This window comes from Kocuria rosea, from assembly GCF_006094695.1.
In the GTDB taxonomy this organism is placed as follows: Bacteria; Actinomycetota; Actinomycetes; order Actinomycetales; family Micrococcaceae; genus Kocuria; species Kocuria rosea.
In genome coordinates, this window is record NZ_CP035103.1 from 699,867 (window position 1) to 722,395 (window position 22,529).

Annotated in this window: 18 protein-coding genes and 1 riboswitch; of the genes, 8 read left to right on the forward strand and 10 right to left on the reverse strand. The window is 75.4% G+C overall.

What is annotated here, in order from left to right; genetic code table 11:
- Positions 1-40 precede the first annotated feature (40 nt).
- Both EQG70_RS03230 and EQG70_RS03235 read right to left on the reverse strand, forming a co-directional pair.
- Positions 41-514 (reverse strand): SHOCT domain-containing protein, encoded by a 474-nt coding sequence (locus tag EQG70_RS03230; RefSeq protein WP_017833062.1) that lies wholly within the window; start codon positions 512-514, stop codon positions 41-43.
- The gene (locus EQG70_RS03235; RefSeq protein ID WP_244296650.1) at positions 511-3,330 is read right to left on the reverse strand and encodes a winged helix-turn-helix domain-containing protein; all 2,820 of its coding nucleotides are present in this window, start codon (positions 3,328-3,330) and stop codon (positions 511-513) included. The genes EQG70_RS03230 and EQG70_RS03235 overlap by 4 nt, the downstream gene beginning before the upstream one ends.
- A gap of 152 nt (positions 3,331-3,482) precedes the next feature.
- Here EQG70_RS03235 and EQG70_RS03240 point away from each other — a divergent pair, with 152 nt between their 5' ends.
- Positions 3,483-3,881 (forward strand): phage holin family protein, encoded by a 399-nt coding sequence (locus tag EQG70_RS03240; RefSeq protein ID WP_035925575.1) that lies wholly within the window; start codon positions 3,483-3,485, stop codon positions 3,879-3,881.
- A gap of 44 nt (positions 3,882-3,925) precedes the next feature.
- Positions 3,926-5,641 (forward strand): alpha/beta-hydrolase family protein, encoded by a 1,716-nt coding sequence (locus EQG70_RS03245; RefSeq protein WP_109268544.1) that lies wholly within the window; start codon positions 3,926-3,928, stop codon positions 5,639-5,641.
- A 59-nt stretch (positions 5,642-5,700) separates the two neighbouring features.
- Here the strand turns inward: EQG70_RS03245 and EQG70_RS03250 are convergent, their stop codons facing one another.
- From EQG70_RS03250 to EQG70_RS03265, 4 genes are all read right to left on the reverse strand, one after another.
- Entirely contained in the window at positions 5,701-6,996 is a 1,296-nt protein-coding gene (locus EQG70_RS03250; RefSeq protein ID WP_229588424.1) for an aminotransferase-like domain-containing protein, read from the reverse strand.
- A 4-nt stretch (positions 6,997-7,000) separates the two neighbouring features.
- Positions 7,001-8,215, reverse strand: coding sequence for a M24 family metallopeptidase (locus EQG70_RS03255; RefSeq protein ID WP_109242983.1), 1,215 nt, complete (start codon positions 8,213-8,215; stop codon positions 7,001-7,003).
- Positions 8,205-9,668 carry an NAD-dependent succinate-semialdehyde dehydrogenase gene (locus tag EQG70_RS03260; protein ID WP_255662969.1) on the reverse strand — a complete coding sequence of 488 codons (1,464 nt, stop codon included), beginning with the start codon at positions 9,666-9,668 and terminating at the stop codon, positions 8,205-8,207. Before EQG70_RS03260 ends, EQG70_RS03255 begins: the two co-directional genes overlap by 11 nt.
- A 148-nt stretch (positions 9,669-9,816) precedes the next feature.
- A complete protein-coding gene (locus EQG70_RS03265) occupies positions 9,817-11,088 on the reverse strand; it encodes an aspartate aminotransferase family protein (protein ID WP_035925578.1) in 1,272 nt (423 codons plus the stop codon).
- Between the two features lie 64 nt (positions 11,089-11,152).
- Here EQG70_RS03265 and EQG70_RS03270 point away from each other — a divergent pair, with 64 nt between their 5' ends.
- Complete coding sequence (locus tag EQG70_RS03270; RefSeq protein ID WP_035925582.1) at positions 11,153-12,154, forward strand: D-2-hydroxyacid dehydrogenase; 1,002 nt, start codon at positions 11,153-11,155, stop codon at positions 12,152-12,154.
- A gap of 75 nt (positions 12,155-12,229) precedes the next feature.
- Positions 12,230-13,324, forward strand: a complete 1,095-nt coding sequence (gene ald / locus EQG70_RS03275) for an alanine dehydrogenase (RefSeq protein WP_095649823.1) — start codon at positions 12,230-12,232, stop codon at positions 13,322-13,324.
- Positions 13,325-13,349: 25 nt separating this feature from the next.
- Here ald and EQG70_RS18705 read toward each other — a convergent pair whose 3' ends face one another.
- Entirely contained in the window at positions 13,350-13,850 is a 501-nt protein-coding gene (locus EQG70_RS18705) for a MarR family winged helix-turn-helix transcriptional regulator (RefSeq protein WP_109268543.1), read from the reverse strand.
- 73 nt (positions 13,851-13,923) lie between these two features.
- On the opposite strand from EQG70_RS18705, the gene EQG70_RS03285 reads away from it, so the two are divergent.
- On the forward strand, positions 13,924-15,858 hold the full coding sequence (locus EQG70_RS03285) for an ABC transporter ATP-binding protein (protein WP_109268542.1): 1,935 nt from the start codon (positions 13,924-13,926) through the stop codon (positions 15,856-15,858).
- 73 nt (positions 15,859-15,931) lie between these two features.
- On the opposite strand, the gene metE is transcribed toward EQG70_RS03285, so the two are convergent.
- Together metE and EQG70_RS03295 are read right to left on the reverse strand one after the other, a co-directional pair.
- Positions 15,932-18,337, reverse strand: a complete 2,406-nt coding sequence (gene metE, locus EQG70_RS03290) for a 5-methyltetrahydropteroyltriglutamate--homocysteine S-methyltransferase (RefSeq protein ID WP_095649821.1) — start codon at positions 18,335-18,337, stop codon at positions 15,932-15,934.
- Positions 18,338-18,393: 56 nt separating this feature from the next.
- Entirely contained in the window at positions 18,394-19,320 is a 927-nt protein-coding gene (locus EQG70_RS03295) for a methylenetetrahydrofolate reductase (protein WP_109268541.1), read from the reverse strand.
- A gap of 70 nt (positions 19,321-19,390) precedes the next feature.
- Positions 19,391-19,497, reverse strand: a riboswitch (SAM riboswitch).
- Between the two features lie 265 nt (positions 19,498-19,762).
- Here EQG70_RS03295 and EQG70_RS03300 point away from each other — a divergent pair.
- Genes EQG70_RS03300 through EQG70_RS03310 form a run of 3 tightly spaced genes read left to right on the forward strand, consistent with a single transcriptional unit; the run spans position 19,763 to position 21,036 of the window.
- Positions 19,763-20,116, forward strand: a complete 354-nt coding sequence (locus EQG70_RS03300) for an ArsR/SmtB family transcription factor (protein WP_017833076.1) — start codon at positions 19,763-19,765, stop codon at positions 20,114-20,116.
- A gap of 3 nt (positions 20,117-20,119) precedes the next feature.
- Positions 20,120-20,617 carry an SRPBCC family protein gene (locus EQG70_RS03305; protein WP_109268540.1) on the forward strand — a complete coding sequence of 166 codons (498 nt, stop codon included), beginning with the start codon at positions 20,120-20,122 and terminating at the stop codon, positions 20,615-20,617.
- 2 nt (positions 20,618-20,619) lie between these two features.
- Entirely contained in the window at positions 20,620-21,036 is a 417-nt protein-coding gene (locus EQG70_RS03310) for a VOC family protein (RefSeq protein WP_017833078.1), read from the forward strand.
- An 82-nt stretch (positions 21,037-21,118) separates the two neighbouring features.
- On the opposite strand, the gene EQG70_RS03315 is transcribed toward EQG70_RS03310, so the two are convergent.
- Positions 21,119-22,528 carry an amino acid permease gene (locus tag EQG70_RS03315; protein WP_052132993.1) on the reverse strand — a complete coding sequence of 470 codons (1,410 nt, stop codon included), beginning with the start codon at positions 22,526-22,528 and terminating at the stop codon, positions 21,119-21,121.
- Position 22,529: the final 1 nt, after the last annotated feature.

The following is a 22,529-nucleotide window of genomic DNA, read 5'->3' on the forward strand; positions in this document are numbered from 1 at the left end:
GCGAAGCCTACCCGGGCGCCGCCGGCGGTGCGGGGCGGCCTCAGACCGTCCGCGCCGCCGCCCGGCCCGCGGCGTCGTCCTCCGCACCGTCCTCCGCGCCGCCACCCGTCGACGACGACGGTGCTGCGGTCGTGCCGCCGGCGGTCGGCCCGTCCGCGCCCGGGGAGCCGTCGCCCAGGAGCCGGGCCTTCTCGGCCTCGAACTCCCCGGCGGTCAGCGCGCCGCGGTCCCGGAGGTCCGCCAGGAGCGTCAGCTGGTGGGCACGGCCCCCGTCACCCGGCCCCGGACGCGACCGGGCCGCCGCGAGGCGCTGCTCCTCGGCGGCGCCGACGGACCGGGTGAGGAGATAGACCAGCGGTCCCACGAACGGCAGCAGGACGATCACGAGCGCCCACAGCACCTTCGTCCCGCCCCTGATGTCCTCACGGCGGGTGATGTCGACCAGCGCCACGCCCCAGAGCAGGGCCAGCGGCGTCCAGATCACCAGCAGCCACAGAAACTCCCAGAAGTTCATGAGGTCCTCCCCGGTCCGGCGGGGCTCTCGGCGTCCCCGGGTTCACCTCCAGGGTCCCGCTCCGCCGCGGGCCGGGCCTCACCCGGCGCGGGTGATCCGGGGGACCCGTCGAGGGTCGTGTGCTCCAGGAGGCCGAGCGTCCGGGCGCGGAGCACGGCCTCCCGCCGGGTGCTGACGCCGAGCTTGCGGTACAGGGACTTCAGGTGCGCCTTGACGGTGTTCACCGACAGGTACAGCTCGGCGCCGACCTCCGTGTTGCTCATCATCGTCGGCAGCAGCAGGAGCACGCTGCGCTCGCGGCTGGTCAGCGACTCCAGCACGGCCGGTGCGCGGGCGGGGGTGCTGCCGCCGAGGAGGTCCAGGACGGTCCCGACGAACTCCCGGTGCGTGCCCACGGCCCGCCGGTGCAGCTCCAGCAGTCTCCTGACCCGCTGCCCGTCCACGAGCAGGAAGGGGCGCACGATGTGCTCGGGGGCCGCCACGGCCAGACAACGCCCGAGGCAGGCATGGGCCTGCACCTCGTCGCGGAGCCGGTCGTGGGCGAGGGCCGCCAGCAGCCAGGCCTCGACGGCGGGTCCTCCGTCCACCTCGGTCTCCCGGAACAGGTGCTGCAGCTGCCGCAGGCACTGCGCGGGGTCGTTGGTCTCCAGCAGGGCCCGGGCCCGCAGGACGATCCGGTGCCCGTGGGGCCGCCCCCGGGACGGGGCGGTGACGGGCGGGTCGCCGAGCAGCGCCGGGACGGCGGCGGGCCGTCCCTCCGCCAGGAGGATCTCGGCCCGGACCAGCTCGCACCACTGGGCGAGGAAGTCCGGCATCGCCCAGTCCTGCGTGCTCCCGCGCAGCCGCCCCAGGAGGTGCCGGGCCGCGGTCACGTCCCCCTTCGAGAGCTCGAGCCGCACGCCCACCAGGGCCAGGCCGGTCTCCGCGTAGCGGTCCGGCACCCGGCCCACGCACGCCCTCCCGCGGTCGAGGGCGGCGGCGCAGGCCCCGACGTCGTGCTCCAGGAGCCGGATCACCGCCTCCGCCAGGAACGCCGTGGCCGTCAGCGGGAGGAAGGTCCAGCCGGACTCCTCCGCGACGGCCAGTGCGACGTCCACCTCGCGGCGAGCCTCCCGCAGCCGGCCGCGCATCGCCTTCAGGGCGGCGAGGTTCCCGTGCAGGTGCAGCGCGAGCACCGGGGTCATGGCGGAGCGGTCCGCGAGGGCCGCGACCGTCCGGGTGAGGGTGGTCTCGGCGGCGCCGAGCTCACCGGTCCACAGGAGGCCCATGGCCAGCACCGTGGCGGTGGCGATGCGGTACACGGGGGCGGCCGGGAGCTCCTCGGGGAGCACCTCGTCCAGCTGCCGGATCGCGGTCCTGGAACGGCGGACCTGCTCGGTGGCGTCCGCATGCATCCACGCCAGAACGGCGTCGAGCGTGGCGAGCACCACCGTGGTCAGCCGGGCGTCCTGCGCGGACAGCCGGGGCAGCAGCTCGCGGGCGCGCGCGGCGTGGGAGGCGACCCCCACCGGGTCGTAGGCGGCGTAGCGCACGGCGGCGATCGCGGCGGCCACCTCGCAGTCCCGGGCGACCAGCTCGTCCGGCACGCCGCTGAGCAGCGCGACGACGGCCGCGCGGTCCGTGCCCAGGACCTCCGCGCCGGCGCTGCGCAGGACGAACCGGGCCAGCGCCGGCCAGTCCTGCGCCGCGCGCAGGTGCCGGGCCGCTTCGAGCAGCTCCCTGTGGGCCGCGAACCAGCCCGCGGCGCGCCGGTGCAGGACGGCCTGCCGCGCGGGGTCCTCCGCCCTGAGCCGGTGGCGCAGCAGGTCGGCGAAGAGGTGGTGGTAGCGGTACCACTTCCGCCGGTCGTCGAGGGCGACCACGAAGAGGTTCTCGTGCTCGAGCCTGGCCAGCAGCCGCTGGCCGTCGCTGCGGCCCGTCAGGGTGTCGGCGAGCTCGCCCGAGACGCGCCGGACCACGCAGGTGTCGAGCAGGAACCGGGTCAGCGCGGGCTCCTGCTGCGCGAGGACCTCCTCGGTGAAGTAGTCGGCGGGACCGCGCTGGTCCCCGGCCAGTCCGCGGACGGCCGCGCCCACGTCCTCGGCGCCCTCGAGGGCCAGCGCGGCGAGACGGAGCCCTGCCGCCCAGCCCTCCGTCCTCGTCAGCAGCACGGCCAGCTGCGGCGGTGTGGGGGCGACCTCTTGGGCGGCGAGGAGCTCCAGGGCCTCCGCGGGGTCGAAGCGGAGGTCGTCGGCGCGGAGCTCCGTCAGCCGGCCGCTCAGCCGCAGCCGCTGCAGCGGCAGGTCCGGGTCGCTGCGGGTGGCGATCACCGGGCGGAGGGCGCCGAGGTCCTTCCGGGCCGCCGCGGCCAGGGTCTCCTCGGCGGGCGAGCCCGCGATGCGGTGCAGGTCGTCGAGCACGAGCACCCGCGGCGCCGGGAGCAGCCCGCAGGCCTCCACCAGGAGGTCGACGAAGCGGGGGTCGTGGGTCGGCGGGGCGCGCAGACCGGCCAGGGCGCTCCCGGGGCCGACGTCGGACGCGGCCTGCAGGGACGCCAGGACGCGGGCCCAGAGCTGCTGGGGGTCCCGGTCCTCGGGCTCCACCGACAGCCAGGCCACGGGCGGGCGGCGCGGTGCGGCCCACCCCGACAGGAGCAGCGTCTTGCCCGCCCCCGCCGGGGCGGAGACGACCACGGTGCCGGCGGCCACCCCGGCGTCGAGCATCCGCTCGAGACGCGGGCGGCGCACCGTCCTGGCGGGCACCCGGGGGATCGAGGAGCGCGTGGCGGACAGCGGTTCCGGCGGCGGTGGACGAGCCCCGCTCCGTTCGCCCGTCATCCTTGGAGGCTACTCCAGGAGCCCGGATGCCGGAATTGTGTCCGGCCGGCCCGCCGCATCACCCGTCGCGGGTGATGCGGGGCCCGGCCGTGGGCGCGACAGTGGGAGCACCGTCCGGCAGGCAGCGGGGCGCAGCAGGACAGGAGACAGCCATGGTCGTGTCGCTTCTCGTGCGGTGGGCGGTGCTGGCGGGGGCGGTCGAGCTCACCGCGTGGTTGCTCCCGGGGTTCTCCATCGAGGGCGGTCTGCTCTCCCACCTGGTGGTGGCGCTGTTCATCGGCCTCTGCAACGTGCTCGTGCCGCTCGTCACCGCCCGGCTGCCCCAGCCGGGGTCGGTGGTGCTGCTGGCGCTGCTCACCCTGGCGGTGAACGCGGTGCTCATCTGGGTCTTCTCCGCCCTGACGGGCCTGCTGGCCGTCTCCGGGCTGCTCGTCGCCGCGCTGGCGGCGCTGCTCATCTCGGTCTTCGCCGCTGTGCTGTCCCTGGTGGCCGATCGGCTCCTGGCCGCGCGCGCCCAGCGCACCGGTCCGGCCCCCGCCACTCGCGGGTGAGGCGCCCCGCAGGCGCCGGGAGGGGCGGCGACTACGCTCGTGCCATGGACCCCGGTTCCAGCGCCCCCGCCGTGGCGCGCTCGATCGGCCTCGTGCTCGGGCTCGGCCTCTCCGTGGCGGCGGTGACGCCCTCCCTGCTGCCGCGGCCACCCGTCTTCCAGGGCTTTCTCGCCGGGGTCGGTTTCACGCTCGGCCACGGCCTGGGGGTCCTGCTCGTGGGGCTCGTGCTCCGGGCCGCTGCCGCCCGCCGCACCGGCGGACTCCCACCGGCCCGGGGCTCCGGGCGCGACTCCCGCCGGACCGCCGTGCGGGAGTGGGCGGCGGCCGCCGTCCTCGTGGTCCTGGGCTCGCTGGCCCTGTCCGCCCTGGTGGTCGAGTGGCAGAACGACGTCCGCGCGAACGTGGACATGCCCCCTCGGGCCGCCGCCGGGCTGGGCCCGTTCCTGCTGTCCTGGGCGCTGACCTCTGCGGCGGGACTGGGGCTCCTGGGCGCGCTGGGCGCCGTGCGGCGGCGCGCCCGCGACCTCGCCCGCCGTCGCGGCGCCGGCGCGGGCGCGGCCTCGGCCGTCTCCCTGGCCGCCGCGGGCACGGCCGTCCTCCTGGCCGTCCTGCTCGTGGTGCTCGGCGTGCTGGCCGCGGCGGACCGGGTCTACGCGGCACTGGACGCGACGACCCCCGAGGGCGTGGCCGAGCCCGGCTCCCGGTGGCGCTCGGCGGGCGGGGGCTCGCCGGTGCGCTGGGAGGCGCTCGGCATGCAGGGCCGCGCCTTCGTCGGCGGCGGGCCCACCCCGGCGCAGATCGAGGAGGTGACGGGCCGTCCCGCGGCGGAGCCGGTGCGGGTCTACGTGGGGCTGGACCAGGCCGCGACGGCCGAGGAGCGCGCCGCCCTGGCCGTGGACGAGCTGCGCCGCACCGGCGGCTTCGAGCGGGAGGTGCTGGTGGTCGCCGCGCCCACCGGGTCGGGCTGGCTCGAGCGCCAGTCCGTGGACACCGTGGAGTACCTCAACGCGGGGCGCACGGCGATCGTGGCCACGCAGTACTCCTACCAGCCCAGCTGGGTCTCCTTCCTCTTCGCCCCGGAGCTGCCCCGCGCCTCGAGCCGGGCGCTGTTCGACGCCGTGCACGCCGAGTGGGCGCGGATGCCGGCGGGGGACCGTCCCCGGCTGGTGGTGTACGGGCTGAGCCTCGGCGCCTCCGGGATGCAGTCCGTGTTCGCCGACGTCCCGGAGATGACCCGCCGCACGGACGGCGCCGTGTTCACCGGTCCGCCGAACAACGCGCAGCCCTGGCGGAGCCTGCAGGAGGGCCGCGACCCCGGCAGCCCCGTGTGGCAGCCGGTCCTGGACCAGGGCCGGACCGTGCGCTGGCTCTCCGTCCCGGGGGACTTCGACGCCGTGCCCGGGCCGTGGGAGCGCCCGCGGATCGCCTACCTCCAGCACGCCACGGACCCCATCACCTGGCTGGACCCCGCCGTGATCTGGCAGCGGCCGGAGTGGCTGGCGGGATCGCAGGCCGAGGGCGGGCGCGCCGCGGACGTGAGCGACGCCATGGTGTGGATCCCGCTCCTGACCTACCTCCAGCTGGCCGTGGACATGGTCCTGGGCGAGGCCGTCCCGGCCGGCCACGGGCACAACTACGGGGACGTCGCCGTGGACGCGTGGGCCGCCGTCCTGCCGGACCACGGCCTGGACGGGCCGGCCCTGGACCGCGTCCGGGAGGTCATCGCCGCCTACCCCTACGAGGACGCCGGGGCGGACTGAGGCCGGCGGCCGGGCGGGGCGCGGTCGTCCCGGCCGCCGGGTCCCGGGCCGGCCCGGTGCTACCGCCCCGTCAGCTCCGCCCGGGCGAGGTCCAGGGCCCGGGCCAGGCGCTGCACGCCCACCTCCGTGCGCTCCGGGCTCGTGGAGGCGAAGCACAGCCGGAAGGCGTCCTGGAACCGGCCCGAGGGGGACAGCGCGGGACCGGGGATGAAGGCGACCCCCTCGGCGAGGGCGATCTCGAACAGCCGGGGCGTGGCCACGGCCGCGTCGTCGCCCTGCAGGGTCACCCACAGGAAGAAGCCGCCCTCGGGGTCGGTCGTGACCACCCGGGAGCCCAGGTGACGGGCGATCGAGGCGTCCATGGCCTGTTTGCGCCGCCGGTACTCCGTGCGCAGGCCGGCCAGGTGGTCGTCGTAGCCGCCCTGGCGCACGAACCGCTCCACGATGTGCTGACCGGGGACGTTCGTGCAGGTGTCCATGGCCTGCTTGCCGGCGATCAGCAGCCTCCGCAGCCGCGGGTCGGCGTCCACCCACCCCACGCGCAGCCCCGGGGCGAGGACCTTGGAGAAGGTCCGCACCGAGAACACGAGCGGGTCGTCCGGGCTGATCTCGCGGAAGCCGGGGACGTCCTCGCCGGCGAAGCGCAGGCCCCCGTACGGGTCGTCGTCGATGATCACGGCCCCCCACCGGTGCGCGAGGTCCAGGAGGCGCCGCCGGCGCGGCTCGCTCAGCGTGGTGCCGGAGGGGTTCTGGAAGTTCGGGATCGTGTAGACCGCCCGCGGGGTGCGCCCCGTCTCGGCGACCAGCGTCTCGAGCGCGTCCACGTCCATGCCGTCCTCGTCGACCGGGACCTCGAGCAGGTCCGCGCCGTAGCTGAGGGCGGTGCCGGAGCCGTTCGTGTAGGTGGGGGACTCGACCACCACGAGGTCGCCCGGGTCCACGAAGAGCTTGAACGCGAGGTCCAGGCCCTGCATGCCGCCGGAGGTGATGACGAGCCGTTCGGGCCGGGTCGGCTCCGGGGTCGTGGAGTGGTGGGCCACGACGGTCTCGAGCAGACCGGGCTCGCCCTCCGTGGCCCCGTACGTGAACGAGCCGGCGCCGAGGACCTCGGCGGCGATCCGCCGGAACTGCTCCGTGGGGATCACCTCGGCGGCCGGGGCGCCCATCGCGAAGCGGACGATGTCGTGGGTCTGGGCGGCGAGCAGGGACGTCGAGGAGTCGATGACCGACCCCACGAGCCCGTCCGCCCGGCGGGCCAGGGGCAGCAGGCCCCGGGCGGGGTCGCCGCCCACCCCCGCGGTGGGGGCGGTGCGCAGGCCGGCCACGGTGGTGAGGGATGCGGCGGTGGTGGTCATGGGATCACTTCCTGATGAGGGCTCGGGGGAAGGAGGTCAGGGCCTCCGTCCCGGTGGCGGTGATGCGGATCGACTCGGAGACCTCGTAGCCGTACCCGGTCATCCACATGCCGCAGATGAGGTGGAACGTCATGTTCTCGGCGAGCACGCTCTCGTCCTCCGAGCGGATGCTGATGGTGCGCTCGCCCCAGTCGGGGGGATAGCCGATGCCCACGGAGTAGCCGAGCCGGCTGGGCTTCTCGAGCCCGAACTCCGCGAGCGCCCAGTTCCAGGTGCTCGCGAGCTCGCGCACCGGGACGCCCGCGGCGGTGACGTCGAGCACGGCCTCGAGCCCCGAGGCCACGGCCTCCTCGAGCAGGCCCAGCTCGGCCGTGGGCGGGCCGAGCATCACCGTGCGGGCCAGCGGCACGTGGTAGCGCCGGTGCACCCCGGCGAGCTCCACCACCACGGCGTCGCCCTCCCGCAGCACCCGGTCCGACCACGTGAGGTGCGGGGTGTCGGCGGAGGCCCCGGTGGGGAGCATCGGGACCATGGCCGGGAAGTCCCCCCACGCGTCGTCGACCCCCTCGACCTGGGCCCGGGCCACCTGCGCCGCGACGAGGTGCTGCGGGACCCCGGGCTCGATCGTGTCGATCGCGGCCTGCATCGCGGCCGTCGTGACGCGGGCGGCCGTGCGCAGGTACTGGATCTCCGCCGGGGACTTCACGGCGCGCACCCAGTTCACGAGGTCGAAGGCGTCCACGAGGGTCCACTCCGGGAGGGCGTTGACGAGCGAGCGGTAGCCCTTGGGGGAGAAGAAGTGGGAGTCCATCTCCAGACCCACGCACCCCCGGGCGGCGGGGGCGACCCGGCCGCGGCGGCGCAGGGCGAAGGCCACCCAGTCGAAGGGGTGCAGGTGCGGGCGGTGCACGTAGCGCTCGGGGTAGCCGACGATCTGCCCGGGGTCCAGCCGGGCCGTGCGGAACGCGCCGTTGGCGTCCATCTCCCGCAGGAACAGCAGCAGCTCGCCCTCCGCCGGCACGAACAGCAGCTGCGGGGTGTAGAAGGACCAGGCGTCGTAGCCCGTCAGGTAGAACAGGTTCGCGGGGTCGGTCACCAGCAGCGCATCCAGGCCCTGCTCCGCCATCCGCCCCCGCACCGCGCGCAGCCGGGCGGCGTACTCCGCGTCGGGGAACAGCGCGGGGCGGACGTCCGGACCGGCCGCGGTGTCATCGGCCACGGGGCACCGCCGTGTACTTCGTCTCGAGGAACTCCTCGATCCCCGTGCGGCCGCCCTCGCGCCCGAGGCCCGAGGCCTTGACCCCGCCGAAGGGCGCCGCCGGGTTGGAGACCAGCCCCGTGTTGATCCCGACCATGCCGACCTCGAGGGCCTCGCTGACGCGGAAGCTGCGGTCCACGTCGCGGGTGAAGAGGTAGCCCACGAGCCCCCACGGGGTGTCGTTGGCCCACCCGAGCACCTGCTCCTCGGAGTCGAACGCCACCACGGGCGCCACCGGCCCGAAGATCTCCTGGGACATGAGCGCGGCCTCGGAGCTGACCCCGGACAGCACGGTGGGGGCGTAGAACCAGCCCCGGCCCCCGGCCCGGCGTCCCCCGCACAGCACGGACGCCCCCCGGGCCAGGGCGTCGTCCACGAGCTCCTCCACCTTGGCCAGGGCCTTCTCCTCGACGAGGGGGCCCACCTGGGTGCCCTCGGCCACGCCGTGGCCCACGGTGAGGGAGCCCATGCGCTCCGCGAGGCGTGCGGAGAACTCCCCGGCCACGGAGCGGTGGACGAACAGGCGGTTGGCCGCCGTGCAGGCCTCGCCCATGTTGCGCATCTTCGCGGTCATCGCGGCCTCGACCGCCACGTCGAGGTCGGCGTCCTCGAACACGATGAAGGGGGCGTTGCCGCCCAGCTCCATGGACGAGCGCATGACGTGCTGGGCCGCCTGCTCGAGCAGCCGCACCCCCACCTCGGTGGAGCCGGTGAAGGAGATCTTGCGGGCGATCCCCGAGGACATCCAGGGCCCGACCACCGAGGAGGCCCTCGAGGTGCACACGACGTTGAGCACCCCCGCCGGCAGTCCGGCCTCCACCAGGACGTCCACGAGGGCCAGGGAGGACAGCGGCGTGAGGTTCGCGGGCTTGAAGACCATCGTGCAGCCGGCCGCGACGGCCGGGCCGATCTTGCGGGTGCCCATGGCCAACGGGAAGTTCCACGGGGTGACCAGCACGCAGGGTCCCACCGGCTCCTTGGAGACCAGGATCCGGGTCCTCCCGTCCCCCGAGAGGGTCATGTCCCCGCCGATCCGCACGGCCTCCTCGGAGAACCAGCGGAAGAACTCGGCGGCGTAGGCGACCTCCCCGCGGGCCTCGGCGAGGGGCTTGCCCATCTCCGTGGACATCACCAGCGCGAGCTCGTCCCGGCGGGCCATGATGAGGTCGTGGGAGCGGCGCAGGATCTCGCCGCGCTCGCGGGGCGCGGTCCGGGCCCAGTCCTTCTGGGCCCGCCCCGCGGCCTCGATCGCCCGGACGGCGTCCTCCGGGCCGCCGTCCGCCACCGTGGCGACGACCTCCTCGGTGGCCGGGTCCACCACGTCGAAGCGGCGCCCGGAGGCGGCCTCGGTCCACTCGCCGTCGACGAAGACCCCGGTGCTGACCCCGGCGACGGCCTCCCGGGACCGGCGCAGGACGTCCTCGGAGGCGGTGATGGGGGCGGTGGTGGGGGCGGCGGAGTCGGTCACGGGGTGTCCTTCCGGTCGGGATCGGCGCGGGGTGCGGCGCGGGGTCCGAGGCGGGATCCGGTGCGTCCGGGCGCGGTGCGGGACGGGACGGGGCTCATGCGGTCGCCGCCGCCCCGGCGAGGACCTCGGCCAGGGCGGCCTCGAAGCGCTCGAGGCCCGTGCGGATCTCCTGCTCGGAGACCACCAGTGCGGGGATCAGCCGGACCACGTTGCCGGCCGGCCCGCAGGTCAGGGTGAGCAGCCCGTGGCCGGTGGTGGCCTGCTGCACGGCGAGCGCGGCGGCGGCGTCCGGGGAGCCGTCCTCCTGCGCGAACTCGACGCCCTGCATCAGCCCGCGGCCGCGGACGTCGCTGATCCCGGGGTAGCGCTGCTGCAGGGGCCGCAGCCCCGCCTGCAGCTGGTCCCCGCGGACCCGCGCGTTCTCCACCAGGTGCTCGTCGCGGACCACGTCCAGGGTGGCGCAGGCCGCCGCGGCGGCCACGGCGTTGCCGCCGTAGGTCCCGCCCTGCGAGCCGGGCCAGCCCCGCTCCATCAGCGCGGTCGGCGCCGCGATCGCGGAGATCGGGAAGCCCGAGGCGAGGCCCTTCGCGGTGATCAGCACGTCCGGTACCACGTCCGCGAACTGGTGGCCCCAGAACCGCCCGGTCCGCCCCACCCCGGCCTGCACCTCGTCCAGCACCAGCAGGATCCCGTGCCGGTCCGCCCGCTCCCGCAGCCCCTCGAGGAAGGCCGGCGGGGTGGGCAGGTAGCCGCCGTCGCCGAGCACGGGCTCGATCAGGAGGGCCGCGGTGTCCTCGGGCGCCGTCCGGGTCACCAGGAGGTAGTCCAGCTCCCGCAGGGCGAAGTCGACCGCCGTCCGCTCGTCCCACCCGTAGCGGTGGGCGTAGGGGAACGGGGCCATGTGCACCCCGCCCATGAGCGGGGAGAAGCCGGCGGAGAACCGGGTGCCCGCTGTGGTGAGGGTCGCCGCGGCCACCGTGCGGCCGTGGAAGCCGCCCTGGAAGACCACCACGTTGGGCCGGCCCGTGGCCATCCGGGCCAGCCGCACCGCGGCCTCGACCGCCTCGGAGCCGGAGTTGGCGTAGAACACGGAGTCCAGGCCCGGCGGCAGGACCTCGCCCAGCTTCTCGGTGAGCTCGAGCAGCGGGGGGTGCAGCACGGTCGTGTACTGGGCGTGGATGACCCGGCCGACCTGCTCGCGGGCCGCCTCGACCACCCGGGGGTGGCAGTGGCCCGTGCTGGTCACCCCGATCCCGGTGGTGAAGTCCAGGTACTCGCGCCCGTCCGTGCCGGAGATCCAGCAGCCCCGGGCGGAGTCGACGACGACCGGGGTCGCCTGCTTCAGGAGCGGACTCAGTGAGGTCATGGCCCATCATGGGAACAGCCCGTGCAGATTGTCAACAATCGGACCGCCCCCGTAGGGTGGCCCCATGAGCACCGTGCGCGAGCCGCCCCGTGTCGTCGTGCTGACCGCCGAGGGCACGCCACCGCCCGGCAACGAGGAGGCCCTCCGGGCCCTCGCCGACGTCACCGTGGTGACGCGCGAGGGCCTCGCCGACGCCCTCGCGGGGACCGGCGGGCGGCGCCCGGCGGAGGTGCTGCTGCTGTGGGACTTCTTCTCGGACGCGCTCGCCGGCGCGTGGGACGCCGCGACGGGGCTGCGCTGGGTGCACGTCGCGGCCGCCGGGGTGGACGCCGTGCTGTTCCCGGCGCTGCGCTCCTCGGCGGTGCTGGTGACCAACGCGCACGGCGTCTTCGACCGGCCCATCGCCGAGTTCGTCCTCGCCGCGGTCCTGGCCCAGGACAAGCAGCTGCACCGGAGCGCGCGGCTGCAGCGCGAGCACCGGTGGGTGCACCGCGAGCTGCGGCGCACCCAGGGCTCCACGGCCCTCGTCGTGGGCACCGGGGGGATCGGCCGCGCCACCGCCAGGCTGCTGCGGGCGGTGGGGGTGGAGGTCCGCGGCGCCGGGCGCACGGCGCGGACGGAGGACCCGGACTTCGGGACCGTCGTCCCCGCCGCCGAGCTGGCCGAGCACGCCGGGTGGGCGGACCACGTGGTGCTGGCCGCCCCGCTGACCGGGCGGACGCACGGGATCGTGGGCCCCCGGGTGCTCGCGGCGATGTCCCCGCACGCCCACCTCGTGAACGTGGGCCGGGGCGCGCTGGTGGACGAGGACGCGCTGCTGGAGGCCCTCCGGGCGGGGCGTCCGGCCGCCGCGACCCTGGACGTCTTCGACACGGAGCCCCTTCCGCGGGACCACCCCTTCTGGGCGATGGACAATGTGCACGTGTCCGCGCACATGTGCGGGGACGTGGAGGGGTGGCGGGACGAGCTCGCCGCCCAGTTCGAGGACAACCTCCGGCGCTGGACGGCCGGGGAGCGGCTGGTCGACCAGGTGGACAAGAACGCCGGCTACGTCCGCTCCCGGTGAGGGGGCGGCGGGACCGCCGGCGACGGCGCCGCGGGTCCCGTGCCGGCGGGCCACGACGAGAGGAGAGCACGGACCATGCGCGTAGCAGTTCCCAGAGAGATCAAGCCGGCCGAGCGGCGGGTGGGCCTCGTGCCCGCCGGGGTGACCCAGCTCGTGCGGGACGGCCACGAGGTGCTCGTGGAGACCGGCGCGGGGGAGGGCTCCGGGTTCGACGACGACGCCTACACCGCCGCGGGGGCCGAGGTGGTCGACCGGTCCGCCGTGTGGGAGCGGGCGGAGCTGCTGGTCAAGGTGAAGGAGCCGGTGGCCGAGGAGTACGGCTTCCTGCGCCCCGACCTCACGCTCTTCGCGTACCTGCACCTGGCCGCCGACCGCCCGCTCACCGAGGCGCTGCTGGAGGCGGGCACCACCGCCGTGGCCTTCGAGACCGTCCGCGCCGGCCGGACCCTGCCCCTGCTCCAGCCGATGTCCGAGATCGCGGGCCGGCTCGCCGCGCAGTCCGCCGCCCACCACCTGCAGTCCAACGCCGGCGGCCCCGGGCTCCTGATGGGCGGGGTCCCCGGCGTCGCCGCGGCCAAGGTCGTGGTGGTCGGCGGCGGGGTCGTGGGCACGCAGGCCGCCCTGATGGCCTCGGGGCTGATGGCCGACGTCACGGTGCTCGACGCCAACGGCGTGCGGATCCGCGAGCTCACCGACCTGCTCGGGCACCGGGCCCGCGTGCTGATGAGCGACGAGCACGTGCTCGAGGAGGAGATCTCCGGGGCGGACGTGGTGATCGGGGCGGTGCTCGTCCCGGGGGCGGCGGCGCCCAAGCTCGTGCGCCGCGAGCACCTCGCGGTGCTGCACGACCACGCCCTGCTCGTGGACGTCGCCATCGACCAGGGCGGGTGCTTCGAGACCTCCCACCCGACCACCTACGACGACCCGACGTTCGAGGTGGACGGCATCACCCACTACTGCGTGGCGAACATGCCCGGCGCCGTGCCGCGCACCGCGACCCGGGCCCTCGCCAACGCCACCACGCCCTATCTGCGGCGCCTGGCCCGCGGCCCGGAGCAGGCCCTGGCCGCCGATCCGGAGTTCGCGGCCGGGCTCAACACGGCCGCCGGGCGGATCCGGCACGCCGGGGTGGCGGAGGCCTTCGCGGACCTGCCCGCGCAGCTGGACTGAGTCCCGGCGGACGTCCCGCCGGGGCTCAGTCCGGCGCCGGGCCGTCCGCCGTGAGCAGGCGGAGCAGCCGCTCCAGCTCGACCCGGTCCTCCGGGGCCAGCCGCGAGAAGTACTCCTCGGACTCCCGGCGCCGGTCCTCCCGGACCCGCTCGCGCAGACCGGTGCCCCGGGGCGTCAGCGCCACCAGTGTGGCCCGCCGGTCGGACGGGTCCGGGACCCGTTCCACGAGCCCCTTCTGCTCGAGCAGGTCCACCACCTCCGTGGCGGACCGCGGGGCGATGCGCAGGGCCTCGGCGAGGTCCTTCACCCGCAGGCTGGCGGACCCGCCGCCGTGGCGGCAGGTCCCGGCCGGGCCTTGCCGGTGCCCCGGCTCACCGGCACATCCGGCGAGGGCGTCGAGCGCCCGGAACTGGTGCGGGGTCAGTCCGAAGGGGGCCAGCTGCTCGGCCCACCGGCGGCGCAGCCGGCGGAAGACGGCGTGCAGCAGGTCCCCCAGGCGGGCCGGATCCGGAGCGTCGTTGGGCATGGCGTCATCCTATCCCCATTGCGGGTTACCTCATAGAGAGGTAACCTCCTTGATAGTTCCCGAGGAGGATCCCATGGCGACGACCCAGCACCCCGCGCGCGTCCGCACCCCGGCGCACGACGGCGGAGGCACCCCGGCCGACAGCCCGGGCGTCCTGCCCGGCGCCGGCCCCGGAGGCGGCGGGGGCGGAGGTCGGCCTGCGCGCCGGAACCCCGCGGACCGGACGCAGCTCGCCCGGCACCCCGTCAGCCCGCGCCGGATCGCGGCGCTGTTCGCCCCGCACCGGGGCACGATCGCGCTCGTCGTCGTGCTCATCACCGCGTCCTCGGTCGTCAACCTCGCCCAGCCGTTCCTGGTCCGCGGCGTGATCGACGACGCCCTGCCGGGCGGCGACACCCGCCTGCTGGTGCTGCTCACCGCCTCGATGGTCGGGGTCGCGGCGCTCACCTCCGTGATCGGCGTGGTCCAGACCTGGATGGCCACCGCCATGGGCCAGCAGGTGATGCACGCGCTGCGCGTGCAGCTCTTCACCCACCTGCAGGCCCAGTCGCTGGGGTTCTTCACCCGGACCCGGGGCGGGGAGGTGCAGTCGCGGCTCACGCACGACATCGCGGGGATGCAGTCCGTGGTCACCAGCTCCGCCACGGGCGTGGCGTCCAACCTCACCACCGCCGTGGCGACGGCCGTGGCCATGGTGGCGCTGTCCCCGGCGATGAGCCTCGTCTCCCTGGTGGTGCTGCCGCCGGCGATCTGGCTCTCCCGCCGCGTGGCCCTGATCCGCCGGGACGTCACCGACGAGCGCCAGCGGGAGCTCGCCGCGCTCCACACCCAGGTGGAGGAGGGGCTGTCCGTCTCGGGGGTCCGCCTGGCCAAGACCCTGGGCACCACCGCGCGGGACGCGGAGCGCTTCACCGAGCGCTCCGACCGGCTCGTGGGCCTGGAGCTGCGCAGTCAGCTGGCCGGGCGCTGGCGGATGGCCACCATGCAGATCGTCTTCGCCGCCATCCCCGCCGTGATCTACCTGGCCGCCGGCTTCCCGGCCACCAGCGGCGGCATGACCATCGGCACCCTCGTGGCATTCACCGCCCTGCAGGGGACCATCTTCCGGCCCGTCATGGGTCTGCTGAACATCGGCGTGCAGTGGGTGTCCGCGCTGGCCTTCTTCAGCAGGATCTTCGAGTACCTCGACCTCGAGCCGCAGATCGTCCCGCCCGCCGCGCCCGTCCGGCTGGACCCGGCCGCCGTGCGCGGCGAGGTCCGGTTCGAGGGCGTGCGCCACGCCTACGACGACGGGGCCGACGTCCTGCACGAGCTCGACCTGGTGCTGCCGGCGGGCACCACCACGGCGGTGGTCGGACCCACCGGCTCGGGCAAGAGCACCCTCGGCTCCCTGCTGCCGCGGCTCAACGACGTCGCCCGCGGCAGGGTGACGATCGACGGCGTCGACGTGCGGGAGATCGATCCGGCGGACCTCGCCCGGATCGTGGGCGTCGTCTCTCAGGAGACCTACCTGGTGCACGCCACGGTGCGCGCGAACCTGCTGCTGGCCGATCCGGACGCCTCCGACGCCGAGCTGTGGGCCGCCCTGGGCGCCGCGCGCGTCGCCGACACCGTCGCCGGGCTGCCGGATGGGCTGGACACCGTGGTCGGCGCGCGCGGCCACCGCTTCTCCGGCGGGGAGCAGCAGCGCCTGGCCATCGCCCGGACCGTGCTGCGCAACCCGCCCGTGCTGGTCCTCGACGAGGCCACCAGCGCGCTGGACAACACCACCGAGGCGCAGGTCCAGGAGGCCCTCGACCGGCTGGCCGCCGGCCGCACGACCCTGACCATCGCGCACCGGCTCTCCACGGTCGAGAACGCCGACCAGGTCGTGGTGCTCGAGGGCGGACGCATCGTCGAGCGGGGCGCGCCGCGGGAGCTGCGCGCGGCCGGCGGCCCGTTCGCCCGGCTGGCCGCCCGGACCGGCCCGGCCGGCGGCGCCGGCCCGCGCCCCGGCGCCGCCTCCTGACCCGCGGGAGCCCGCGTGACCACGGACGTTCGTGGTCACGCGGGCTCCCGCGGGTCGGCCGGTGCGCCCGGGGTCAGCCGCGGGTGCCGTGCTGGACGATCAGCGGCCGGCCGGCGGGCTGCGCCACCCGCTCGCGCGCCGTCCGGGCCGCCGCCACGAGGTGCTCCAGCGACGCCCTCGTCTCCTCGTAGCCGCGGGTCTTCAGGCCGCAGTCCGGGTTGACCCACAGGGTCCGCGCCGGGACGTGCTCGAGGGCCCGCTCGAGCAGCTGCTCGATCTCCTCCTGGGAGGGCACGCGCGGGGAGTGGATGTCCCACACGCCCGGCCCGATGCCCCGGGAGAAGCCGGCGGCCTCGAGGTCGGTCAGCACCTCCATCCGGGACCGGGCCGCCTCGATGCTCGTGACGTCGGCGTCCAGGCCGTCGATCGCCCCCACCACCTCGCCGAACTCCGAGTAGCACAGGTGGGTGTGGATCTGGGTCTCGTCCCGCACCCCCGAGGTGGCCAGGCGGAACGCGTCCACCGACCAGCCGAGGTAGGCGGGCTGGTCCGCGCGGCGCAGCGGCAGCAGCTCCCGCAGCGCCGGCTCGTCCACCTGGATGATCCCGATCCCGGCGGCCTCGAGGTCCGCGACCTCGTCCCGCAGCGCGAGCGCCACCTGGTTCGCCGTCTCGCCGAGCGGCTGGTCGTCGCGCACGAAGGACCACGCGAGGATCGTCACCGGGCCAGTCAGCATGCCCTTGACCGGCTTGTCGGTGAGGGACTGGGCGTGGCCGATCCACGGCACCGTGAACGCCTCGCCGCGCAGGCCCGGACCCTCCCGGCTGACGTCGCCCCACAGGATCGACGGGCGGGTGCAGCGGGAGCCGTAGGACTGGACCCAGCCGTGGACGGTGGTCGCGAAGCCGTCGAGGTGCTCGGCGAAGTACTGGACCATGTCGTTGCGCTCCGGCTCGCCGTGCACCAGCACGTCCAGGCCCAGCTCCTCCTGCAGCCGCACGACCCGCTCGATCTCCTCCCGCAGGAAGGCGTCGTACTGCGCGTCCGTCAGGGCGCCGGCGCGGTGCCGGGCGCGGGCGGCACGGACCTCGGCGGTCTGGGGGAAGGATCCGATCGTGGTGGTGGGCAGCGGGGGCAGGGGGCCGGAGGCCGTGAAGGCCCGGCCGTCCTGGGCGCTCCGGCGGACCTCCGCGGCAGACCGTCCGATGTCCGCGGCGGTCAGCGACCCGGCGCGCTCGCGCACGGCCGCGTCCCGGACCCCTGCGGCGTCCTGCCGGGTGCGGCGGGCCTCGGCGGCCTCGGCCAGCTCCGGCGCGACCGCCTCCGTCCCGGCGGCGAGACCGCGGGCCAGGGTGACGATCTCGCCGACCTTCTGGTCGGCGAAGGCGAGCCAGCTCCGCAGCTGCGGGTCCAGCCGGGTCTCCTCGGCCACGTCGTGCGGGACGTGGAACAGGGACGTGGAGGAGGCCACGGACACCTGGGCGCCCCCGCGGGCCAGCTCCGCGAGCTGGTCGAGCCGGCCGGCCAGGTCGGCCCGCCACACGTTGTGCCCGTCCACGGCGCCGGCCACGAGCACGGCGGAGTCCTCGCCCCGGAAGAGCTCCAGCTCCTCGGCGGTGGGGGCGGCGCCCTTGACGAGGTCGAGGTGCAGGGCCTCCACCCCGGAGCAGGCCAGCGGGTGCAGCAGCGGCCCGGGGGAGCCGTAGGACGTGGTGACGAACAGCTGCGGGCGCCCGGTCACGGCGGTCAGGCCCGTGTAGGCGTCCCACACGGACGAGGCGAGCTGCTCGCCGGTGACGTCCTGGTCCGCCACGAGGGCCGGCTCCTCCAGCTGCACCCAGTCCGCGCCGGCGGCGGCGAGCTCCTGGAGCAGCCGCGCGTACACGGGCAGCAGCTCGGGGAGCCGCTGCAGCGGGTCGAAGCCCGCGGGGGCGTCGTCGTCGGCCTTGGCGAGGAGGAGGAAGGACACCGGGCCCACGAGGACCGGGCGGACGGTGAAGCCGTGCGCGGCGGCGCGGCGGACGTCGGCCACGAGCCGGTCGGCGGTGGCGCGGAGCGGGGTCTCCGGGCCGATCTCGGGCACGAGGTAGTGGTAGTTGGTGTCGAACCACTTGGTCAGCTCGAGGGGAGCGCGCCCGGCGTCGCCGCGGGCCAGCACGAAGCTCGCGTCGAGGCCGAGCCGGCCCTCGGCGTCGGCGAGATCGGCGAAGCGGGCCGGCACCGCCCCGAGGGCCACGGTGGTGTCCAGGACCTGGTCGTAGAGGGGGAACGCCGCGGGCAGGGACGAGTCCCGGGCGCCGAGGCCCAGCTCCACGAGCCGGCGGTGGGTCGCCAGCTGCAGGTCGGCGGCCGCCGACTCGAGCTCCTCGCGGGTCGAGCGCCCGGCCCAGTAGGCCTCCAGGGCCTTCTTCAGCTCGCGGCGGCGGCCGATCCGGGGGTAGCCGGTGATGGTGGCGGCGGGGAACGGGACAGTGGTCATGGTGGTCTCCTGAAGAGGTGTCGAGGGGTTGTGCGGAACGGTGGGTGGTCGCGTGCTCAGGCGGGGAGCAGGAGGTCCTCGAGCGCGACGGGCACGTGCGGGACGCGCGGGAGGTCCACGTGCTCCAGCAGGTCGAGCGCTGCCCGGTGCTCGTTGAAGGTGTAGAGGTGCAGCCCGGGGGCGCCGGCGTCCAGGGCGGCGCGGGCCAGCCGCGCCGCGAAGGCCACGCCGGCGCGGTGCCGCTCGGCAGGACCGGGCGCGTCCTCCAGCGCGGCGGCCAGGCCCGGGTGGGGCGCCAGGCCCGCCAGCCGGCACAGCGTCCGGAGCCGCCGCGGGTCGGTGACCGGCATGATCCCCGGGACGATCGGGATCGTCACCCCGGCCGCCCGCGCCGCCGCGACCAGGCGCTCGTAGCGCTGCGGGCGGAAGTAGACCTGCGTGATCGCGAAGTCCGCCCCGGAGCGCTGCTTGGCCAGCAGCACCTCGACGTCGTGCCGGAAGGACGGCGACTCCGGGTGCCGGGTCGGGTAGGCGGCCACGCCCACGGCGAGCCGGCCGGCCGCCAGGGCCGCGGTGTGGCGCTGCTCGACCTCGCGCACGAGCTCCACGAGCTCGCCGGCGTGCCGCAGCTCGCCCGGCTCGGCCCCCGGGTCGAGGTCGCCGCGCAGGGCCAGGACGCCCCGGACGCCGCGGCGGACCAGTGCGGCCACGGTCTGCTCCAGCTCGGCCCGGGTGCTGCCGACGCACGTCAGGTGGGCCAGGGGCCGCAGGCTCGTGCGCGCCAGGAGGTGGTCGAGCAGGGCGAGCGAGCTGTCCCGGCGCTGCTCGTCCCCGCTGTACGTCACCGAGACGTGGTCGGGACGGGTGGGCTCGAGCTCCTCGATGGTCCGCAGCAGCATGTCGGCGCTCGCCGCGCTGCGCGGCGGATAGAGCTCGTAGGACAGGGACGGCGGCGCCGGCCGGGCGGTCGGGCGTGGTGTCACGTTCTTCCTCCAAGGGTCACCCCGAGGGAGGGCAGCAGCCGTCCCGGAGTGGACCCGGGAGGCTGCGACAGCTCCATCGGTCCTGGCGGGAGCACCGTTCCGCGCACCCCGTGGCGGGGGCGCGGATGGTTGCTGCGGCGTCGACGAGCCAGGTCTCTCGGCCGCTCTGGATAGATGCAGGACCCATTCCAGCGGCTGCCCCGCCGCGCTGCCAAGTGCGGGCGCCCAGAAGACGCCGGTGCGCCGACTGTGACGACCGCGGCGTCACAGGACGCAACACGGACGCGCGGCGACGCACCGGCGGCGACGCACCGGCGGCGACGCCCATGCGGAGCGCAGGTCCGGGTCCGTCACGATCCGGTCTCGGGTCTTGCCGGGCCGGGGCGGGCGGCCTAGTCTTTGACAACCAACAGGTTGATCAAGGAATCAGTTGACAAACACCGTGGACCCCGGCGACGACGAGCTCGACAGGGCCTTCCTGGCCCTGGCCGACCCGGTCCGCCGCCGCATCGTCGCCCGGCTCAGCCGCGGACCGGCCACGGTCACCGAACTGGCGGAACCCTTCGCGATCTCCCTCCAGGCGGTCTCGAAGCACATCCAGGTCCTCGAGCAGGCGCAGCTCGTCACGCGCACCCGTGACGCCCAGCGCCGGCCCGTCCACCTGGACCCCGCACGGCTCGAGGCGCTCACCGCGTGGATCGACCGGTACCGGCTGGTCCGGGAGGAGCAGTTCCGCCGCCTCGACGCCGTGCTCGACACCCGAGCCGCGGACCGCGGCGAGCACACCCAGGACTGAACCATGGGACACGCACTGCACCTGACCGTCCCCGACGGCCTGCCCTTCATCGACTTCGAGCGCGAGTTCGACCACCCCGTGGCCGACGTCTTCCGCGCCCACGCCGACCCCGAGCTGTTCCGGCAGTGGATCGGGCCGCGCGGGCTGCGGACCCGGATCGACGGCTTCGAGTTCCGCCCCGGCGGCGCCTACCGGTTCGTCCAGCGCGGCGAGGACAGCACCGAGGAGTACGCCTTCCGCGGCGTCTTCCACACGGTGCGCGAGAACGAGCTCGTGGTCCAGACCTTCGAGTACGAGGGCTGGCCCGACGCCGTGGACCTGGAGTACCTGCATTTCGAGGACCTGGGCGACGGCCGGTGCCGGCTGCGCGGGCACACCGTCCACGCGTCCCAGGAGGCCCGCGACGGGATGGTCGGATCCGGCATGGAGAAGGGCATGGCCGAGGGCTACGAGCGGCTCGAGGAGCTGCTGGGCGGGCGGACCGCGCAGGGCGGGGCCTGACCGTGGACTGGACGCTCGAGGTGGTGCTGGTGCCGGTGCGCGACGTCGACCGGGCCGTGGAGTTCTACCGGGACCAGGTCGGCTTCCACCTCGACCACCACACCACCACCGAGCAGATGGACATCGCCCAGCTGACCCCGCCCGGGTCCGGCTGCTCGATCGTGGTGGGCAACCTCCCCGCCCACCGGGAGATGGCCCCCGGATCCCTGCGCGGGCTCCAGCTGGTGGTCGCGGACGCCCGGGCGGCCCGCGAGGAGCTGCTGTCCCGGGGCGTGGAGGTGAGCGGGATCACGGTGCTCGACGAGCGGGACGGCGGCACCGTCTTCGGCTTCAGCGACCCCGACGGCAACTCGTGGGCGGTCCAGGAGCTGCGGGTCCGCGCCGAGCGCCCGCTGATCCCGCCGGAGCACCGCCTCTGACACCGTCACCGGCGCCGGCGACGGCCGCGCACCGCGGCATGTCCTGTGCCCGTGGCCCCGGCGGAGCCGCGGCTCCGCCGGATCAGTCCTGCGGGGCGTGCTCGGCCCGGCGGCCGAGCACCTTCGAGGCCAGGGCGATGAGCGCCACCAGCCCGGCCGTGAGCAGGAGCTGGCCCCGCACGGCGCCGTCGAGCAGCCCGAGCAGGACGATCCCGGCGAGGAGCGCCAGCGCCAGGTACGACAGCCACGGGAAGGCCCACATCCGCAGGGGCAGCTCGGTGCCGTCCCGGTCCGCGCGGCGGCGCAGGACGATCTGCGAGACCAGCGCGAGCCCCCAGACGACCAGGCAGGTCGCGCCCACGGTGTTGAGCATCCACAGCAGCACGGTCTCGGGCCACAGGTAGTTCAGCACCACGGCGGCGAAGCCGAAGAGCACGGAGACGACCACCGCGCTCCGGGGGACCCCGCGGTCGGAGACGTCGGCGAAGGCCCGCGGCGCCGAGCCGCGGCGGGCCAGCGACCAGAGCATCCGGGACGCGCCGTAGATGTTCGCGTTGAGGGCCGAGAGCAGCGCCAGGATGATGACCACGGCCATCAGCACGTCCGCGCCGGGCACCCCGGCGGTCTCCAGCACGGCCACGAACGGGCTGACCGAGAGCTGCTCGTCGTTCCACGGCAGCACCAGGACCATGACGGTCACGGCGCCCACGTAGAAGACGAGGATCCGGACCAGGATGGTGCGCACGGCGCGGGCCACGTTGCGCTGCGGGTCCTCGGTCTCCGCGGCGGCGATGGTCACGAGCTCCGTGCCGCCGAACGCGAAGACCACCACGAGCAGCGCGGCGGCCACCCCGGTCGGGCCGTGGGGCAGGAAGCCGCCGTGAGCGGTGAGGTTCGCGAGCCCCGGGGAGGGCTCCTCGGTCAGGCCCAGGAGCACGGCGATCCCGACCGCGAGGAAGGCCAGCACCGCGAGCACCTTCATCAGCGCGAACCAGAACTCGGTCTCCCCGAGCGTGCGCACCCGCACCAGGTTGATCGCCGTGAACACCACCATGAACAGCAGCGCCAGCACCCACTGCTCGGCCACCGGCCACAGCTCCGCGAGCAGCTGGGCCGCGGCCGTGGCCTCCGCCGCGACCACCACCACGATCTGCGCCCACCACAGCCAGCCGAGGGTGCGTCCCACGGTGCGGCCCATGGCCTTCTCGGCGTAGGTGGAGAACGCGCCGGGGGACGGATCCGCGGCGGCCATCTCGCCCAGCGCCCGCATCACGAGCACGAGCAGCACGCACGCCACCAGGAAGGACAGCAGCACCGCCGGCCCGGCGGTGCGGATCGCGGCGCCCGTGCCGATGAACAGGCCGGTGCCGATCGCGCTGCCCAGGGCCATCATCACGAGGTGCCGGGCCTTGAGGTGGGTGCCCGGGGCGGCCGCGGGCACGGAGGACGGGGACCCGCCCGGGGTCCACGTGGAAGGGGAACTCATGAGCATC

Excerpts from the sequence above, each read along its gene's own strand:
- EQG70_RS03230 (WP_017833062.1), bottom strand. The coding sequence starts at position 514 with ATGAACTTCTGGGAGTTTCTGTGGCTGCTGGTGATCTGGACGCCGCTG.
- EQG70_RS03235 (WP_244296650.1), bottom strand. The coding sequence starts at position 3,330 with ATGACGGGCGAACGGAGCGGGGCTCGTCCACCGCCGCCGGAACCGCTG.
- EQG70_RS03240 (WP_035925575.1), top strand. The coding sequence starts at position 3,483 with ATGGTCGTGTCGCTTCTCGTGCGGTGGGCGGTGCTGGCGGGGGCGGTC.
- EQG70_RS03245 (WP_109268544.1), top strand. The coding sequence starts at position 3,926 with ATGGACCCCGGTTCCAGCGCCCCCGCCGTGGCGCGCTCGATCGGCCTC.
- EQG70_RS03250 (WP_229588424.1), bottom strand. The coding sequence starts at position 6,996 with ATGACCACCACCGCCGCATCCCTCACCACCGTGGCCGGCCTGCGCACC.
- EQG70_RS03265 (WP_035925578.1), bottom strand. The coding sequence starts at position 11,088 with ATGACCTCACTGAGTCCGCTCCTGAAGCAGGCGACCCCGGTCGTCGTC.
- EQG70_RS03270 (WP_035925582.1), top strand. The coding sequence starts at position 11,153 with ATGAGCACCGTGCGCGAGCCGCCCCGTGTCGTCGTGCTGACCGCCGAG.
- ald (WP_095649823.1), top strand. The coding sequence starts at position 12,230 with ATGCGCGTAGCAGTTCCCAGAGAGATCAAGCCGGCCGAGCGGCGGGTG.
- EQG70_RS18705 (WP_109268543.1), bottom strand. The coding sequence starts at position 13,850 with ATGCCCAACGACGCTCCGGATCCGGCCCGCCTGGGGGACCTGCTGCAC.
- EQG70_RS03285 (WP_109268542.1), top strand. The coding sequence starts at position 13,924 with ATGGCGACGACCCAGCACCCCGCGCGCGTCCGCACCCCGGCGCACGAC.
- metE (WP_095649821.1), bottom strand. The coding sequence starts at position 18,337 with ATGACCACTGTCCCGTTCCCCGCCGCCACCATCACCGGCTACCCCCGG.
- EQG70_RS03305 (WP_109268540.1), top strand. The coding sequence starts at position 20,120 with ATGGGACACGCACTGCACCTGACCGTCCCCGACGGCCTGCCCTTCATC.
- EQG70_RS03315 (WP_052132993.1), bottom strand. The coding sequence starts at position 22,528 with ATGCTCATGAGTTCCCCTTCCACGTGGACCCCGGGCGGGTCCCCGTCC.